This window comes from Humidesulfovibrio idahonensis (assembly GCF_054657715.1).
Genome location: NZ_BAAHYE010000003.1, coordinates 223,938 through 240,652 on the forward strand (window position 1 = coordinate 223,938; position 16,715 = coordinate 240,652).

General features: G+C 65.0%; 14 protein-coding genes. 10 read left to right on the forward strand and 4 right to left on the reverse strand.

Translation table 11 applies throughout. The features are described 5' to 3' along the window. Positions 1-18: 18 nt before the first annotated feature. The 6 genes from ACYQ4W_RS07615 to ACYQ4W_RS07640 all read left to right on the forward strand — a co-directional run bounded on the left by ACYQ4W_RS07615 (position 19) and on the right by ACYQ4W_RS07640 (position 5,749). Entirely contained in the window at positions 19-1,137 is a 1,119-nt protein-coding gene (locus ACYQ4W_RS07615; protein WP_459854850.1) for a serine hydrolase domain-containing protein, read from the forward strand. 140 nt (positions 1,138-1,277) lie between these two features. Then, positions 1,278-2,954, forward strand: a complete 1,677-nt coding sequence (locus tag ACYQ4W_RS07620; protein WP_459854853.1) for a cyclic peptide export ABC transporter — start codon at positions 1,278-1,280, stop codon at positions 2,952-2,954. Positions 2,955-3,322: 368 nt separating this feature from the next. Continuing rightward, the gene (locus ACYQ4W_RS07625; RefSeq protein ID WP_459854855.1) at positions 3,323-3,916 is read left to right on the forward strand and encodes a YcjF family protein; all 594 of its coding nucleotides are present in this window, start codon (positions 3,323-3,325) and stop codon (positions 3,914-3,916) included. A gap of 30 nt (positions 3,917-3,946) precedes the next feature. Next, on the forward strand, positions 3,947-4,474 hold the full coding sequence (locus ACYQ4W_RS07630) for a hypothetical protein (RefSeq protein ID WP_459854857.1): 528 nt from the start codon (positions 3,947-3,949) through the stop codon (positions 4,472-4,474). Positions 4,475-4,493: 19 nt separating this feature from the next. Beyond that, positions 4,494-5,573, forward strand: a complete 1,080-nt coding sequence (locus ACYQ4W_RS07635) for a prohibitin family protein (protein ID WP_459854860.1) — start codon at positions 4,494-4,496, stop codon at positions 5,571-5,573. After that, on the forward strand, positions 5,570-5,749 hold the full coding sequence (locus tag ACYQ4W_RS07640) for a hypothetical protein (RefSeq protein ID WP_459854863.1): 180 nt from the start codon (positions 5,570-5,572) through the stop codon (positions 5,747-5,749). The genes ACYQ4W_RS07635 and ACYQ4W_RS07640 overlap by 4 nt, the downstream gene beginning before the upstream one ends. Before the next feature lie 171 nt (positions 5,750-5,920). On the opposite strand, the gene ACYQ4W_RS07645 is transcribed toward ACYQ4W_RS07640, so the two are convergent. The 4 genes from ACYQ4W_RS07645 to ACYQ4W_RS07660 all read right to left on the reverse strand — a co-directional run bounded on the left by ACYQ4W_RS07645 (position 5,921) and on the right by ACYQ4W_RS07660 (position 11,555). Then, positions 5,921-7,015, reverse strand: coding sequence for an ABC transporter substrate binding protein (locus tag ACYQ4W_RS07645; protein WP_459854866.1), 1,095 nt, complete (start codon positions 7,013-7,015; stop codon positions 5,921-5,923). 359 nt (positions 7,016-7,374) lie between these two features. Next, entirely contained in the window at positions 7,375-8,325 is a 951-nt protein-coding gene (locus ACYQ4W_RS07650) for a sigma 54-interacting transcriptional regulator (protein WP_459854868.1), read from the reverse strand. A gap of 436 nt (positions 8,326-8,761) precedes the next feature. Next, positions 8,762-10,105, reverse strand: coding sequence for a sigma-54-dependent transcriptional regulator (locus ACYQ4W_RS07655; RefSeq protein ID WP_459854870.1), 1,344 nt, complete (start codon positions 10,103-10,105; stop codon positions 8,762-8,764). After that, positions 10,095-11,555 carry a sensor histidine kinase gene (locus tag ACYQ4W_RS07660; RefSeq protein WP_459854872.1) on the reverse strand — a complete coding sequence of 487 codons (1,461 nt, stop codon included), beginning with the start codon at positions 11,553-11,555 and terminating at the stop codon, positions 10,095-10,097. Before ACYQ4W_RS07660 ends, ACYQ4W_RS07655 begins: the two co-directional genes overlap by 11 nt. A 409-nt stretch (positions 11,556-11,964) precedes the next feature. Between ACYQ4W_RS07660 and ACYQ4W_RS07665 the strand changes: the two genes are divergently transcribed. From ACYQ4W_RS07665 to ACYQ4W_RS07680, 4 genes are read left to right on the forward strand one after another with little or no spacing between them, the layout of a single operon-like run. Next, positions 11,965-12,906: a sulfite exporter TauE/SafE family protein gene (locus ACYQ4W_RS07665; RefSeq protein ID WP_459854874.1), complete on the forward strand. Its 942-nt coding sequence runs from the start codon at positions 11,965-11,967 to the stop codon at positions 12,904-12,906. Between the two features lies 1 nt (position 12,907). Then, positions 12,908-13,657: a TIGR02186 family protein gene (locus ACYQ4W_RS07670; protein ID WP_459854876.1), complete on the forward strand. Its 750-nt coding sequence runs from the start codon at positions 12,908-12,910 to the stop codon at positions 13,655-13,657. Positions 13,658-13,664: 7 nt separating this feature from the next. Next, complete coding sequence (locus ACYQ4W_RS07675) at positions 13,665-16,253, forward strand: PEP/pyruvate-binding domain-containing protein (RefSeq protein ID WP_459854879.1); 2,589 nt, start codon at positions 13,665-13,667, stop codon at positions 16,251-16,253. After that, positions 16,250-16,696, forward strand: coding sequence for a response regulator (locus tag ACYQ4W_RS07680; protein ID WP_459854881.1), 447 nt, complete (start codon positions 16,250-16,252; stop codon positions 16,694-16,696). The genes ACYQ4W_RS07675 and ACYQ4W_RS07680 overlap by 4 nt, the downstream gene beginning before the upstream one ends. Positions 16,697-16,715 lie beyond the last annotated feature (19 nt).

The window sequence follows — 16,715 nt, forward strand, 5'->3', positions numbered from 1 at the left end:
CGTTCTATAATTTTCTTCTTGCTCGCACTTTCCGTATTCCTGGCGCCGGAGGGCGCCCAAGCCCGCTTTGACGCGGCAAGGGCGCGCCAGATCATTACGGAGCTGGGCGCCAAGGCCGCGGCCGACCCCGAAGTTCCCGGCCTGTCCATCGCCGTGCTGCAAAAGGGTGGCGACGAGCCTGTGACGGCGGCCTTCGGCACGGCATGCATTGAAAACGCCACGCCCATGACCGCCGGAACCAGATTCAAGATAGGGTCGGTGACCAAGGTCTTCACCGCCGCGCTCATCCACCGCTATATCGAGGACGGCAAGATCGCCTACGACACGCCCATCGCGCGGTTCTTTCCCGGATTCCCCAATGGCGGGGCCATCACTGTGCGCAACCTGCTGGAGCACAGCTCCGGCATAGTGGACATGCTGAGCCTTGCCGCCGTGCGCGACAACATGGCCAAGAACTGGAACCAGGAAATCCTCATCGCCATGGCCGGAGAGCAGCCCCTGCAATTCCGGCCCGGCACGCAGCAGGCCTATTCCAACACCGGCTTTCTCATGCTGGCCGTCATCTGCGAAAGGCTCTCCGGCCAAAGCTACGATACGCTGGTGCGAAGCACGTTTACGGAAAAGCTGAAAATGACGTCTCTACTTGCGGGCAACGACCAAACCGTGGTGCCTCAGCTTTCCTGCGGGTACACCAACGCGGCGGGAAGGGGCTTCGACCTGCCCATGATGGCCAGCCTGGCCGTGGCCAAGGGCACGGGGAACCTGGAGGCCGCGCCCAGCGATGTGGTGCGGCTGGTCAACCTGGACCGCGTGCTGAAGAAGAGCGTTCTTGAGAGTGCAGCGCTTGAGCCCCTTGTGCTGCCGGGCGGGTGGAAAGCCCCCGCGGGCAGCGCGAAGAACGACCTCAGCGTCAGCCTGCTCGATGGCTGCGAGCTGTTCGCGTTCCATGCCCCGGAGATCACGCTGGTGGGCAAGCGTGGATCGTTTCCCGGCTTCGGGACCGTGTATTTCTATGACCGCCAGACGAAAATCGCCGTGGCCATCAGCGTCAACAACGAGAGGTCCTCCCCCCGCATCATCACCCTTGGGGCGGACATTCTGAACGCGCTGCGCAACGGGCGCGCCGCGCACAAGTGATGTGCTTCATTGACCCCAGGTGGCTATTCGCCTAAGTTGCATGGATTCGCTACCTTGCGTTATTTTTTCCGCCGGGCCGGCCGTTGCCGCCCGGTGATCGGAACGTCGCCAACCGCCCCGAAACCTTCCTAGGACACGGCATGAACTTGCAGGATTCACGCTTCATCACGCTGCTGCGCCAACAGGCCGGGCCGGAAGGCAGGAAACTCATGCTCGCCTGTCTGGGGGCCGGCATCGCCCAAGGGCTTACGGTATTCAGCGTGCTTTCCGGCATAGACGAGCTCTCCGGCGACGGCGTTTCGTTCCGCACGTTCCTGCTCTTCGTGCTGTGCCTTTACGCCTTCTACCGCCTCTTCCACTACATCACGGGCAAGGCCGCCCTGCTGGCCCTGCGCGGCGTCATGGAAAAGCGCATCCGCCTGGCCGCCAAGCTGCGCGGCATCCCCATGGAGCGCTTCGGCCGGATGCGCACCGAGCGCACCCAGGCCCTGCTGCTCGACGGGCAGGAGATGGTGGTCGAAGCCGCGCGCATGCTCATGGCCGCTGCGGCCAATTCGGTGATGATGGTGGTGGCCGTGGGCCGCATGTTCGCCACGTCCTTCGCCGGAACCTGCGGGGTTCTGCTGGTCATGGCCGCCGGGCTCGGCACCTTCCTTTGGATCGTGCGCAGCGTCAACAGCCTCATTCTGCCGGCCCGGCAGGCGGAGATGGAGTTCGCCTCAGACCTGCGCGATCTGCAAGAGGGCTTCCAGCACCTGAAGCTGCACCTGGGCAAGACGGTGGACCTGTTTCAGCGCTGGCTGCTGCCGGGACTGGCCAGGGCCTCCGCCGCGCGCGACGCCACGGAACAGCGGCACGCCCTGGGAATATCCTTTTTCGCGGTGTTCCACCTGCTCATTCTCGGGCTCATCCTGTTCCTCATGCCGCGGCTTTTGTCCGTGGATTCAAAGTCCGTCACCACCCTCTTGGTGCTGGTCATGTTCTGCCTAAGCCCCATGATGAGCCTGGTGGGGTTTGTGCCCATGCTGAGCAAGGTGGAGATGAACCTCGGCGAGCTGGACGCCCTGGAGCAGGAGCTGGACGAGGGCGTCGAACCCTGCGAGAGCGGCCATGTGGCGACCCTGTGGGAGGGGCCGGAGCTGCCGGCTGTTGCTTTCGAAAGTCTGCGCCTGCGCGACGTGCGCTTCGAGTACCGCGAAGAATCCGGCGCCCCGCTCTTTGCCGTGGACATACCGGAATTCGACCTCAAGCGCGGCGAGATCGTGTTCCTGTGCGGTGGCAACGGCTCGGGAAAGACCACCTTCATGCGCGTGCTCTGCGGCCTTTACGCGCCGCAAACCGGCGAAATCGCCGTCAACGGCGCCCCCTTGGGCGAGTTCGGCCAGGAGGCATACCGCAACATGTTTTCCGTCGTCCCGGCGGATTTCCACCTGTTCCAGCATGCCCTCGGCCTGCGCAGCGGGCCGCAGCGTGTGCAGGAGCTGCTGAACCAGATGCGGCTTCAGGGCAAGGTGGGCATTACGGAGGACGGCTCCTTCTCCACCCGGAACCTTTCGGCCGGGCAGCGCAAGCGCCTGGCCCTGGTCTGCGCCCTGCTCGAAGACAGGGACGTCTGCCTGTTCGACGAGGTCGCCGCGGACTTCGACCCCGAGTTCCGGCGCCATTTTTATGAGGAAATGCTCCCCCTGCTGCGCGACCAGGGCAAGACGATCCTCGCTGTCTCGCACGACGACAGATACTTCTCCTGCGCAGACAGGGTCATCCACATGGCCGACGGCACTTTCGCTTCGGCCGGGTCCGCGCAGACGGCCGGCTGACCCTTTGCCCGGCCTCTGCGGAACAGGCCAGGCACGGTGTTCCGTGGCGCCGCCAGCTTTGCCGATGCCCGCGGCAGCCCGCCCGCTGGACGAAAGAGGCGAAACGATTCCGGGCGGATGCGCGCGCCAAGGCCCTCTGTCTTGCCGCACGGGCCTCCGCCGGGACGGCCACAAGCGGCACACGCGCAACGCGGGAATCAGGACCGGGAATCTTCTGGAACCCCGACGCCTGGTTACAAGGACACTTCAGCGTCGACTTACTTCTTGACGCATAGTGCGTAAGGACGTAACGCATAGCCTTAACGTGCTTATTAACAGGCATTTATTCATTGCAGAGACCGCCGCTCGCAACCCACTGAGGAGGCAACGTGAACGCCATCGAGGGATCTCCTGAGACCACACAGAATGTCACCGCCGAGACGCTTGAGCAGGAAGCCCCTCTCGTTTCTCAAGAAGAGATCGACCTGCTCATCCGCAAACGCGTCTATGGAGCCATGGCGCTTGGACTGGCCCCCGTTGCCGTGCTGGACCTTGTCGGCCTGTTCGGCATTCAGGTCGAAATGGTGAACGCCCTGGCAAAGAAATACGACGTCGCCTTCAGCAAGGACAAAACCCAAAACCTCATCGGCTCGCTTCTGGGCAGCGCGTTGCCCGTGGCCCTGGGGCCCGCCGCCTTCAGCCTGCTCAAGGCCATTCCGCTCATCGGAATGACGGCTGGCGCCGCCACCATGTGCATCATGGGCGGAGCCTCCACCTATGCGGTCGGCCGCGTGTTCAGCCGCCACTTCGCCTCCGGGGGCACCCTGTTGAACATGGAAGCGGCAAAGCTCAAGGACAGCTTCCGCGCGCATTACAACGAGGGCAAGGAATACGTGAAGAATCTGCGCAAGAAGTCGCCCGAGGCGAAAGACGCCGCAGCCGACGCGCCGCAGGACACGGCTGCCGCGCCGAGCGCGAACTAGCTGCCAAGCACGCCATACCGGGGAGATGCATTGTTCCGCCGCTTTTTTCACGATCGAATGCTGACGCATGGCGGCGCGGTCGTGTTTTGGCGTGCGCTGATGTTCTGCCTCGGCCTGGCCGCGGCAGCGGGCGCGGGCAACGCGTGGGCGTGGCCCCCGCTGCACAAGTCCTCGTCGACGCCGCACATCGACGCGGCGCTGGAAAGCTACGCGCTGGTCGGCAAGGTCAAGCCGTCACGCATCGGCGCCGAGGACTTCCGCAAGGTCATACGCTCCAGGGTGCAATGCTACGAACAGGTGACCACCCCGCTTGAACGCAAGAAGCCGTGCAACATCACCTACGTCGAGGCGATCATCCACGCCGCTCGGAAGAACATCAAATCCGTTCCGGAAATGGGCCTGTTCGTCCGAGAGGTGCAGTACTGCCCCATCATGTACAACATGTGCATAGGCGAAATGAATTCGCAGGACTATTGCATCGACTACGAACGCCGGTGCATCGACAAGACGTTGGACAAATACTGGAGAGGTTCGCCTGAAAATGTCACCCGGGACTGAGCCGAAGCCGGCCGGCGCCATGCGCAGCCGCACTAGGGAATGGTTCGCCCAAAGGCGCACCGGACTCCTCGCCTATGTGCTGGGACTGGCGATCCTCATCATTCTTCTGTGGCCGTACATGGTCATCACCATCCAGTCCGGGCAGATCGGCGTGAAATACTCGCCGCTGTCCGGCGGCACGGTGATGGACAAGACCTACCGCGAGGGGCTGCACCTGCTCTTTCCCTGGGACACCATGTACAGCTACGACACGCGCCTGCAGCACGACGACATCGACATTCCCGTGCTCAGCCGCGGCGGGCTTTCCGTGGACATGAAGGTCTCGGTCTACTTTTCGCCCATCGCCGCGCGCTTGGCCGAACTGCACCAGGACATAGGCCCCGACTACAAAGACATCCTCATCCGGCCCATCGTGTCCTCGGCCATCCGCAACACTGTCGGCAGCTACTGGCCCGAAGACCTCTACACCACGGCGCCGCTCAAGCTGCAGGACGAACTCATGGTGCAGGCCGTGGAGCAGATGGCCAGAAAGCCCGTCATCATCGACAGCATCGTGGTGCGGGGCATGTCGCTGCCGGACCAGGTGAACCAGGCCATCGACCTCAAATTTTCCGCGGAGCAGGAATACCTGCGCTACAAGTACGTGTTGCTCAAGGCCGGCGAGCAGATGAAGGAAAGCTACATCCGCGCCGAAAGCATCCGGATGTTCCAGAACATCGTCAACGGCGGCATGACCGACGCCTACCTGCGCTGGGCCGGCATCGAGGCCACCAAGGCCCTGGCCGCCTCGAACAACTCCAAGTTCGTCATCATGGGCGGCCGCGACGGCCTGCCGGTGATTCTGAACACGGACTCGGACAATTCCAAGGGGCAGCAGGGCAAGCAAAGCCGCGCCCCGCAGGAAGACCTCAAGACCTTTTCGAGCCATGACCGCACAAAGGCCTCTTCCCGGGGCACTATGGACATGCCCGACTGGCAGGCCCTCAAGTCCCGCTACGAGGACATTCAGAACGCGGTCCGCAAGTTCAATCCGCTCGTGAAGGAAAAAGCCGGGGGCGCGGACGCCGCCGAGAACCAGCAGGCTCAGGAGGCGCAATGAACCTGACGCTCATCCTCATCATCGCCCTTTCCAGCCTCGTCATAGGATTCTTTGGCCGCCGGAAAAGGCTCGGGTTCTGGGGATTCTTCTTCGCCAGCCTTCTGCTCACGCCGGTGTTCGGGCTGCTGCTGCTGGTTGTCGCCGGCCCGGGCAAATGCGCCGTGCAGCGGCAGTGACCCGCCCAGCCGCGCGGCGGGACCTCTCCATAGCCGAAGCCTCGGCATAGCAGTACCCGCCTTGCGGGCCCTTGCCGTACGCACAGTGAGGCCGGTGCCCTGCTGTCCGCACCATGCGTGCCGTTAGCCTGTTATCCGCACCTCATGCGGACCGCTAGCCCCTTTGCGCGGTCAGCGGCCCTTGCGCACCGTGTCCAGGCTGAGATCGCGCGAGACGATGACGTCCGCGCTCACAAGCACGTCCGGGTTCAGGTCGTGCCCCATCATGCGCGCCGTCTTGAGATTGAGGGAGAGGCCCATGGCGTTGGGCATGGTCATTTTGAGCTTGCGGGGCTGCGTGCCCTGGAAGATTTTGATGAGCTGCGAGGCGTGGAACTTGCCCAGCGGCTTCAGCTCAAAGTCGCATGTGCCCATGAGCGCGCCAAGCTGCACAAGGGGAGTGCCCGTGCGGGAGAAGGTGGCGACCTTGTGCTCCCGAAGATAGTCGAGCAGCGGGCGCGGATCGCCAACGGTCCAGTCGAAGCACGGGATGTCGGGCAGGTACACGGCATCGGCGCCGCTGTTCACCAGCCACTCCAGCCCGTCCTTGCACGCGCGGACGTTCGCTCCGGTTTGCAGATGCGGGTATTCGATCAGGCGCGCGCCTTTTTCGCGGACCACGTCGCGGGCGTCCTCAAGGCTGGTGTAGGTGCGGCCCGCCGCCGTGTCCTCATACAGCACGCCGAGCTTCTTGAAGCCGACCACGGTGTGGAACAGGCGCAGCATGGTCAGCCACTGGTCTGGCACGACGCAGGTGGTGAGGTTGTCCACGCCGGAGTCCTCGGCGCTTTTCACCACGCCGGCCCCGATGGGATCGGAAAGCGTCATGGCCACGATCGGGGTGTGGCCGTTGTTGCAGGCGAGCAGAGCCTGGGCGGCTCCGGTTCCCATGCCGATGATGAGGTCGACGTCCTTGCGCTGCATCAGCTCAATGGCCTTGCTGCGCGTTCCGGCCTTGCCCATGGTCGACCAAGAGCCGATGGCGCGCGCATCCTTGGGGAACACGACCTTGTCGCCCCAGCCCTTTTCGGCAAGGGCGTTCTGCAGGGCCGTGAGCATTTTGTCGTGCACCCAGTTGGTCCCGGCCTCCAAAATGGCGACCCGGTACACCTTGGGCTGGGAGCCGGCATGCGTTTTCCGCCCCTCGGCGAGCAAGGGCTGCGCGGCGGCAGCCAGCAGAATGGCGCACCCCAGAAGCACCCCGAGAATCCGTTTCAACCTGAGCATCATCCCTCCCTGTGCGGCGTCCGTCGCACCGCCTGGCCGGCAGCAAACGCCAACGCACGCGGTGCGCCATGAGGCTGTCCTGTTCCGCCCTGTCCTAGCAGTTTTATTGAACTTCCGCCAGGGCTGCTCCCCCCTCGCCGAGGCTTTTGCCCGAACGAAAACCGTGTTCGCCACGGAGAATGGCGAGTGCCTGGAGAGCCCCGGAACGCGGTTTTGAACGCAGCGGCCGCAGGACGACCCGGCAAGCAGACGCCGCAGCGAAACACGGCGGGGAAGCAATCCCGCACGCGGCTGCGGCGGAATCAGCCGCACAAGAAAAACCGGGAGGCCGGATTTGGGCAGGATCAGCCTGTCAGCGCTTATTCCTTGGCCTGGGCATGCGTTGTCCTCGGCTTTGCCTGCACGCAGGCGCCCTTGCCTGCGTCCGTGATGCGCCAACGCCAAGGCAGGCCGCCCGCTTCGAGCGCCATCAACGACTCCAGCTCGCGCACATTGCCGGGAAAGGCGTGGTCCGCCAAACGCGTGGCCAATGTTTTGAGCCCCTTGAGCGATTCCGCCCGGGAGGACTTGAGGCGAGAGAAATAGGCCACCAGGGCGGGGATGTCCTCCTTGCGCTCGCGCAGGGGCGGCACGTGGATGCGCCGGAAGCGTTCGAGAAAGGCGGGCAGCAAGGCTCCCGGCGCCAAGAGCCGCGCCGGGGGCGTGTTCGTGGTGCACAAAAAGCGGAGGGGACCGGCGCGCCGTGCCATTGCCGGGCAGGTCCCCTCCCCGCTCGCTTCCTTCCGGCCAGCTTCCGCCTGGCCCGTCTCCGTCTGGTCAGCTTCCTGCTGCCCCCATTCCCCATCGCCTGTTCCGGCATCCCAGTAGGCCATGAGCCGCTCCTGCACCTGCGGCGGCAAATCCCCCATCTCCTCCAGCACCAGGGTGCCTCCGGCCGCTTCCGTCACAAGCGGCTGCGGCGCATCGTCTTCCACCACACCAGGCAGGCCGAAGAGCCGCTCTAAAAGCACTTTTTCGCCAAGCCCGGCCGTGAGAAGCGGGACAAAGGGCGCGTACGGGTCGCCGCTGGCGTGGATGAAGCGGCAGAGCAGGCTCTTGCCCACGCCGGTTTCGCCGGTGAGCAGCACGGGCGCGGGCGAGTCGGCTATGTCGCGGCACAGGGCCACGATGGCGCGCATGGTCTCGTGGCACACCACAAGGGCCAGGTGGTCCTCCAGCGGGATGACCTCACGCTCGGTGAACCATTGGGGCAGGCTCAAAAACGGGTCGTTTTCCTCGAACACTTTTTCAGGGGCGGGGGCTTTTTTCATGGCCCGTGGATAACAAGATGCGTGCCAGACGTGAGGCGGGTGCCCGGCGGCGCGATATAACGCGCAACATGCCGAGATTGCGTTTTAAAATGTCGCACCGTGCCGGCATGCGCCAGAGCTGGCCCTTGTTGCGGGGTGATGGCGTTCCGTTTTGAAACATGACCGCTGAAGACCGCCAGCGCCATTGTGCCAGCGCCATTGTGCCAACGCCATTGTGCCAGCCCAATGTGTCAGCGCCATTGCGTCAGAGCTGTTTTGTCACGGCCGACAATCGCGCGGACCGGATTCGGCTCCGGCCGGGCACGGCACCGCCCTTCCCTCCCTGGCCAGTCCATGTACGCATTCGGCTTGAGCGGATACGCGCCCGCCAGGACAGAGCCCACGCGTGCGGCAGCCCCGGATTTCGGCTCCGGACTTCGAACCCGGCCGGTTCGGCCTAGTCCAGATTGAACTGCTTGAGCTTGCGCCAGAGGGTGGTGCGGGGCACGTCGAGGATCTGCGCGGCCAAACTTTTGTTGCGTCCCGTGGACTGCAGCACCCGGGCGATGTGCTGGCGCTCCAGCTCCTCCAGGCTCACCAGGGGGGCGCTTGGGACTTCCGGCCCGGCCGGCTGCCACAGTTCGCGGGGCAGGTCCTCCACGCCGAAGGTCTCGGCCTCGCACAAGGCGACGCCGCGCTCGATGATGTTCTCCAGCTCGCGCACGTTGCCGGGAAAGGCATAGTCCGTCAGGGCCTGCAAGGCTTGCTGGCTGGCCTCGCGCACGGCCTTGTGGAAGAGCAGGCTGTACTTGTCGATGAAGTGCCGGGCGAGCAGGGGAATATCCTCCCTGCGCTCGCTCAGAGACGGCAGGTGAATGTTCACCACGTTCAGGCGGTAGAAGAGATCCTCGCGGAACAGGCCGTCGGCCACGTCCTGTTTCAGGTCGCGGTTGGTGGCGGCAATGACCCGGATGTCCAGGTCTATGGGCCTGGTGCCGCCCACGCGCAGAATGCGCCGCTCTTGGATGACGTGCAGCAGCTTGACCTGCATGGAGGGCGGCATCTCGCCTATCTCGTCCAAAAACACCGTGCCGCCCCCGGCGGATTCGAGCAGGCCCGCGCGCGTGGCCGCGGCGCCGGTGAACGCGCCCTTTTCGTAGCCGAAGAGCTCGCTGGAGATGAGTTCTTCCGTGAAGCCGCCGCAGTTGAAGGACACGAAGGTGCGGTTCTTGCGGGGCGAAAGCTTGTGGATGGCCTTGGCCACCAGGGCCTTGCCCGTGCCGCTGGCGCCCTGGATGAGCACGTTGCAGTTCACCGGGGCTATCTTGCGCACCAGTTCGAACACGCCGCGCATGGCCGCGCTGGCCCCGATCATGGACTCCAGCCCGGTTTCCTCGCGCAGGGCCTGGCGCAGCTGGCGGTTGGCGCGGCCCAGAGCCACCTTGTCGCAGGCGGCCTTGATGAGGTTGCGGATTTCGGCCAGGCGCACGGGCTTGGCCACAAAATGATAGGCTCCGAGCTTGATGGCCTCTATGGCCGGCTCCAGCCCGCCAAAGCCCGTCACCAGCACCACTTCCGTGTCGCCGCCCATGGCCTTCACGCGCTTCAGCGCGGTCAGCCCGTCCAGGCCCGGCAGACGCAGGTCCAGCAGCACGGCGTCGAAGGCCGCTTCCGCTTGCCGCGCCAAAAAACTCTCCGCATCGCCAAAGGTCTCCACCTGGTAGCCGTCCCGCGTGAAGGCCTCGCCCAGGCGCTTGCGGGCGGCGGATTCATCGTCCACCACGGCGAGCCTAGCCTGCATGGCCTATCTCCTCCAGGGCTTCCGGCCCGGCCGGAGCCTTGGGCAAAAACACGTGGAAGGCCGTGCCCTTGCCCGGCTCGCTCTCCACCTCTATGCGCCCGCTGTGGCGTTTGATGATGGAGTAGGTGACGGCCAGACCGAGGCCCGTGCCTTTGCCCACCTCCTTGGTGGTGTAGAAGGGCTCGAAAATGTGCGGCAAGGTTTCCTTGTCGATGCCCGAGCCCGTGTCGCGCACGGTGAGGCGCACAAACTCGCCCGCGTCCTGGCCGGTGACCTCGATGGTCCCGCCCGGCGGGGTGGCGGCGATGGCGTTTTGCAGCAGGTTCAGGAACACCTGCTGCAAGTGCCGCAGTGTGCCCGAAATCAGCTCCAGGTCGTGGGGCACCTCCACGCGCATGCCCAGGCCGGAAACGAGCAGCTGGTTCTTCAGCAAGGCCAGGGTGCTTTGCACCACCACATCCGGCGCCAAAGCGCTGAAGCCCGCCTTCTCCGTGCGGGAGAAATCGAGCAGGTTGCGCACAATCTCGCCGGCGCGCTCGGCCTGGCTCAAAATATCGGTCACGACCTCGCGCCCGTCGTCGTCCATGGCCTCGCCATGGGTCTCGAGCAGACTCTCGGCGGAGATCATGATGTTGTTGATGGGGTTGTTTATCTCGTGGGCGATGCCCGCGGTCAGCGTGCCCAGGGCGGCTATCTTGCGCGCCTGCAACAGGTTCTCCTGGTTGGCGGTCAGCTCAAGGGCCATGCGGTTCAAGGCGTCCAGCAGGCCCGCCACTTCTTCGATGTGATGATGCCCACCGCTGTCCACGGGGCTGAAGTCGCCCTTGGCCACCCGCGCGGTTATCTGGCCGATCATGCCCAGGGGCTTGAGCAGGCTGTTGGCGATGACCTTGATGAGGATGGCCATGAACACCAGGAAGATGCCCAGATAGGCGAAGGGCAGCAGCGAAACCTGGAAGATTGTTTTGTGGATGCGTTCGCGCTTGGTGGCGATGAGATCCTCGGCCATGTCCACCAGGCGCTTGCCCGTGCCGCGCACATATTCCCGCTCCGGAGCCTTGGCGTCGCCGATGGCCGCGAACTCCCGCCGGTACTGGGCCAGGGTTTTCCGGAAACCGTCGAGGGCGGCCGGCCCCGCCAGGCGGCTGATGTCCTGGGCCAGACCATCCACGGCCACGTCCGCCTTGTCCAGATAGAGCATGCCCTCGCGCTGGCTTTCGCCCCCGCCGTAGATGAGCAGGTTCTTTTCGAACCGCCGGGCCTCCAGAATGGAGTTGAACAGGTCGTCGTAGCGTTCGGAGAGGTTCAGGCGCTCACGCACGGTGGCCAGGGTCCAGACATTGAGCAGGGTGAGGCCGCAAGCCACCAAAAACGCCACCAAAAAGAGCGTGAGGATCTTGCCCTTGATGGAGTTGAAGAAAACCTTGAACCGTTGCGCCGTGTCCTTCATCTGCCTCCTCCTTCGCGTCGAAGCACCTGCACCCTAATCAACGTTTCATTTTGGCACAAGGCATTTCCCTGTTCCTTGTTTCATTTCGGCACAGGAGGGTCTCGCGGGCTCATACACCAGCCGCATAAAATCAACAAAATCATCATGTTAACCACGTTTCATCATTGCGGCCCCTGATTTGCTTTGCAAGCCCCGACGGCGCGAAACGCACCCGCAACGGCGGGCCGGGCGCGCTTGATTGTCTGGTGCACGCGCGGAGCCGTTTCCGGGGATGGCTCCGGAGCGGCTCCGCGCAAGCGGGGCGGCGAACACGACCTTGCCGGCGGCGCGGACCGGCGGCGGGGCAAGAGGGATTGGGAGCGCGGGGCACAGGCCGGACGCCACGCCCCGAACCCAGGAAGGATCGGACATGAGCATACCCATGGAACTGTATCTGCCCATTGCGGGCAACAGCGTGAACATCGTGGCCGTTTTCGGCCTGGGAGGGGCGGTCGGCCTGCTCTCGGGCATATTCGGCGTTGGCGGCGGCTTCCTCATGACCCCGCTGCTGATCATGATGGGCATACCGCCAACCGTTGCCGCGGCGACCGACTCCAACCAGATCGTGGGCGCTTCCACCTCGGGCACTTTGGCGCACCTCCGGCTCGGCAACGTCGATGTGAAGATGGGCTTGCTGCTGCTGGTGGGCGGCGTGCTTGGCGGATCCGTGGGCGTCCAGGTCATCAAGCTGCTGCGGGCCATGGGCAACGCGGATTTCCTCATCAACATCACCTATGTGCTGATGCTTGGCCTGGTGGGCGGCTACATGTTCATCGAGAGCCTGCAGGCCATGCGCAAAGCCAAGGCACCGGCCAAACAGGAACCGGAGAAGCACGTCAAATCGAGCGCCTTTGCCCGCATGGTGGGCATGCTGCCCTGGCAGATGGACTTCACGCGCTCCGGCGTGCGCATGTCGCCCATCCTGCCGCTTCTGCTCGGCGGGCTGGTGGGTCTGCTGTCGGCCATCATGGGCGTTGGCGGCGGGTTCATCATGGTGCCGGTCATGGTCTATCTGCTGCGCATGCCCATGCACGTGGTGGTGGGCACCAGCCTGTTCCAAATCCTTTTCACCTGCGTCAACGTCACGGTGATGCAGGCCTCGACCAACCACACCGTCGACTTCGTGCTGGCGCTCATCCTGCTCATCGGTTCGTCCTTGGGCGCGCAGGTGGGCGCCGTGGTGGGCAAGAAGCTCGGCGGCGAGCAGCTCAAGATCCTGCTGGCCTCGCTGGTGCTCGTGATGATGTTCAAGATTCTCTACGAACTGCTTGCCAGGCCGGACGTGCTGCTGGCCTACATCGGAGGCCACTAGCATGAAGCGCGTCATCATTCTGCTCTCGTTTTTGCTGCTGGCCCTGCCGGGCGCTGCCCTGGCCGCGAACCTCGACTTCGGCGTGGCGCCGCAGGGCATCACCATCGACACCTTCTACAACGGCACGAGCGTGACCATTGAAGGCGCGGCGCCCGAGGGCGCGGACCTTGTGGTGCGCTTCTCCGGCGCGCCGGAAAAGGTCGCCATGAAGCAGAAGGGCAAGGCCTTTGGCCTGCTGTGGATGAACATGAACACCCTGCACTTTGACGGCGTGCCCAAGGTGTTTTTGGTGGAGTCCACCCTGCCCTTGAAGGATCTGGGAGCCGTCGGCCCCACCCTTGGCCTGGACGGTCTGACGGACAAGGTGGGCATAGAGCCCGCCACGGCCGACCGCGCCATGCTGCTGCCTGAGCTGGTGAAGCTGAAGAAGAGCGAAGGGCTCTACCGCGAGCGGACCGGCGCGGTGACCCTGGGCGAAAGCGCTGGCGGGCAGCGGAAGTTCAGCGCCAGGCTGGCCATCCCCTCGCGCCTTTCCCCCGGCGAGTACACGGTGGAGGTCATCGCCGTGAAGGACGGGATCATCGTGGCGCAGTCCTCCCAGCCCATGTCGGCCAAGATGATCGGCGCGCCAGCCTTCCTGGCCGACTTGGCCTTCAACCACGCCGTGTGGTACGGCGTGCTCGCCTCGATCATCGCCATCATCGCGGGCCTGGGCATCGGCCTGGTGTTCCAGAGCAAGGGGGCGCATTAGGCACACCATGGCGCTGCCGGGTCTCACGAACATCATAGCCAGGCTGTGGACCAGCCTGGCGGCCCGGCTGAGGGGCAGGCCCCCTGTGCCGTTCTCCGTGCTCTACAAGAAGTTCAAGGGCATTCTGGAGCGGCACAACGCCATCTTGGAGCTCATCGGCGACATGGGCGACAAGCTCGGCGGCGACTACATCTTCGACCGGCAGTACATTCTCGACTCGTGCGAGCGGCTGGGCGACCAGGTCTTCAAGCTCATCAGCGACCTGAACCTGCTGTGCCAGGGCAAGAACGTGGCGCTGTTCACGGCCTTCGAGCGCATTCAGCTGCGCGTGCGCGAGGAATTGGCCGGCCGCCGGGTGCTCAGCCGCACGGACCACATCCTGCCCCTGTCCGAGCTGACCCACGACCTTGCGGACGAGGGCGGCAACAAAATGGCCAGCCTGGGCGACATCAAGAACATCCTCGGCTTCAACACCCCGGACGGTTTCGTCATCACCGCCGGGGCCTATTTCGAAACCATGACCCGTGCGGAGCTGCGCAAGCCCGTGGCCGAAAGCATCCGCGCCCTTTGCGCCAGCGAGGGCGAGGGGCTGGAGGAACAATCACGCACCCTGCGCCAGGCCGTCATGGACATGCCCCTGCCGCGGGAGCTTCGCCAAGCCATCGAGCATGCGGCCGGCCAGCTTTCCTCTGGCGGGCCGCAGCTCCTGGCCGTGCGCTCCAGCGCCTGGGACGAGGACAGCGAGTCGAGCTTCGCCGGAATGTACGAGACCGTGCTGGGCGTGGCCCCGGCGGACATTCTGCCCGCCTACCGCCGCGTGCTGGCCAGCCTGTTCTGCGAGGAAGCCCTGCGCTACCGCCTGCACCACGGGCTCTGCGCCGAGGAACCGGCCATGGCCGTGGGCGTCATGCCCATGGTGGACGCGCTGGTGAGCGGCGGGCTGTACACCTACGCCCCGTTGCAGGAGCAGGACCAGGCCATGGTGGTCAGCGCGGCCTGGGGGCTGGGCAAGCCCATTGTGGACGGCACCGCCGAGACCGACACCTACCTGCTGCGGCGCGAACCGCCCCACGAGCTGCTCTCCGCGGACATCGCCGACAAGACCACGCGCCTGGTGCTTGCGGCTGGCGGAGGCACCCGCACGGAGTCCGTTCCCGAGGCCGAGCGCGCCCAGCCGTGCCTGAGCGCCGCGCAGCTGGCGCTTTTGGCCAAAACGGCCATGACCCTGGAGCATTTTTTCAAGCGCCCGCTGGATGTGGAATGGGCCATGACGCCGCAGGGCGAGCTGGTGGTGCTTCAGGCCCGGCCCCTTTCCATCCGGCCCAGGGCCTGCGCCCAGACCGAAGACGCGGCCGAGGCGGTCAAGGGCGTGCCCATGCTCATTTCCGGCCGGGGCGTCACGGCCATGGGCGGCGTGTCCTCCGGCCCGGTGCACATCATGGCCGAGGGCGAGGACCTGTCCGCCTTCCCGTACGGAGCCATCCTGGTGGCGCGGCATTCCTCGCCGCGCTTCGCCAAGGTCATGCCCAAGTGCCGGGGCATCATCACGGACGTGGGCTCGGCCACGGGGCACATGGCGACCATTGCCCGCGAGCTGCGCGTGCCCACCCTGGTGCAGACCGGCAGCGCCACGCGCACCCTGCGCGAAGGACAGGAGATCACCCTCGACGCCGACCATCAGGTGGTCTACGAAGGCGTGGTGGAGGCCCTGTGCCGCTTCGAGCTAGTGCGCGAGGACGTGTTCGAGGAATCCTGGGAGTACCGCACGCTCAAGCGGGTGCTCAAGCACATCAGCCCGCTGACCCTGCTGGACCCCAAGAGCGACGCCTTCGCGCCGGAGTCGTGCCGCACCTTTCACGACATCGCCCGCTACGTGCACCAGCGCGCCGTGGACAAGCTGACCTCCCTGGCCGAGACGCACCAGGACATCCGCGAGCGGGCGCCCCGCAGGCTCGTCACCCGGCTGCCGCTGGGGCTCACGGTCATCGACGTGGAAGGCGGCCTGGACGCCGCCGCGGGCGAGGAGCCGGACGAGCGGGACATCCGCTGCCGTCCGCTCAAGGCCCTCATGGAGGGGCTCAACATCGCCGGCATGTGGGAAACAAGCCCCGTGGCCGTGGACATGGGCAGCTTCATGTCCAGCGTCACGCGCACCTTCGGGGCCGAGGCCGCCCACCCCTCGCGCATGGGGCGCAACCTGGCGGTCATCTCGCGGGAGTATTTGAACCTGCACCTGCGCCTGGGGTATCATTTCACCGTGGTGGACGCCTTTCTGGGCGGCTCGGTGAACGACAACGCCATCGCCTTCCGCTTCATGGGCGGGGTGACGGACCTGACCAGGCGCTCGCGCCGGGCCGCGCTGGTGGCGGCCATACTGGAGCGCTCCGACTTTCTGGTGGAGGTCAAGGGCGACATGGTCACGGGGCGCATCAAGAAGCACCCCACGCGGATCATGCTGGACAAGATGTTCCTGCTCGGTTGTCTCATCGGCTACACGCGCCAGCTCGACGCAAAGCTCGACTCCGATGCCGCCCTGAACCGGCATCTGGATATATTTCTTCAACGGATCACAGCACTAAGGGAGACGCGAGAATGACACCCGACGCCATCGAGAACCCGGCCAGCATCCCGGCAGAGGCTCCAGGCGGTGAGACGGCCCGACGCAGAACCAGCATTCTGGTGCTCGACGACGAGCCCATCGTGTGCAAGCGGCTCAAACCCTTCTTCCAGAAGGCGGGCTACGAGGTGGAGGCCTTCAACCAGCCGCTGGAGGCCCTGGCGCGCATCGAGGCCAAGCGCTTCGACGTGGTCATCACCGACCTCAAGATGGAGGGGCTGGACGGCCTGTCGTTTTTGGGCAAGGTGAAGAGCCTGCACCCGGACACGGACGTCATCCTCATCACCGGGTTCGCCACCATGGAGACGGCGCGGCAGTCCTTCCGCAAGGGCGTGTTCGACTGCGTGGCCAAGCCCTTCAAGCTGGCGGAGCTGCTGGACGGCGTGCGGCGCATTGAGAAGGAGCGGGGCCTGGCGTCCTGAACGCATTGGAAGGAGGGCC

Bases quoted from the DNA above. Each gene is read 5' to 3' on its own strand.
- ACYQ4W_RS07650 (WP_459854868.1), bottom strand. From the start codon at position 8,325: ATGAAAAAAGCCCCCGCCCCTGAAAAAGTGTTCGAGGAAAACGACCCG.
- ACYQ4W_RS07620 (WP_459854853.1), top strand. From the start codon at position 1,278: ATGAACTTGCAGGATTCACGCTTCATCACGCTGCTGCGCCAACAGGCC.
- ACYQ4W_RS07645 (WP_459854866.1), bottom strand. From the start codon at position 7,015: ATGCTCAGGTTGAAACGGATTCTCGGGGTGCTTCTGGGGTGCGCCATT.
- ACYQ4W_RS07660 (WP_459854872.1), bottom strand. From the start codon at position 11,555: ATGAAGGACACGGCGCAACGGTTCAAGGTTTTCTTCAACTCCATCAAG.
- ACYQ4W_RS07640 (WP_459854863.1), top strand. From the start codon at position 5,570: ATGAACCTGACGCTCATCCTCATCATCGCCCTTTCCAGCCTCGTCATA.
- ACYQ4W_RS07670 (WP_459854876.1), top strand. From the start codon at position 12,908: ATGAAGCGCGTCATCATTCTGCTCTCGTTTTTGCTGCTGGCCCTGCCG.
- ACYQ4W_RS07675 (WP_459854879.1), top strand. From the start codon at position 13,665: ATGGCGCTGCCGGGTCTCACGAACATCATAGCCAGGCTGTGGACCAGC.
- ACYQ4W_RS07655 (WP_459854870.1), bottom strand. From the start codon at position 10,105: ATGCAGGCTAGGCTCGCCGTGGTGGACGATGAATCCGCCGCCCGCAAG.
- ACYQ4W_RS07665 (WP_459854874.1), top strand. From the start codon at position 11,965: ATGAGCATACCCATGGAACTGTATCTGCCCATTGCGGGCAACAGCGTG.
- ACYQ4W_RS07680 (WP_459854881.1), top strand. From the start codon at position 16,250: ATGACACCCGACGCCATCGAGAACCCGGCCAGCATCCCGGCAGAGGCT.
- ACYQ4W_RS07635 (WP_459854860.1), top strand. From the start codon at position 4,494: ATGCGCAGCCGCACTAGGGAATGGTTCGCCCAAAGGCGCACCGGACTC.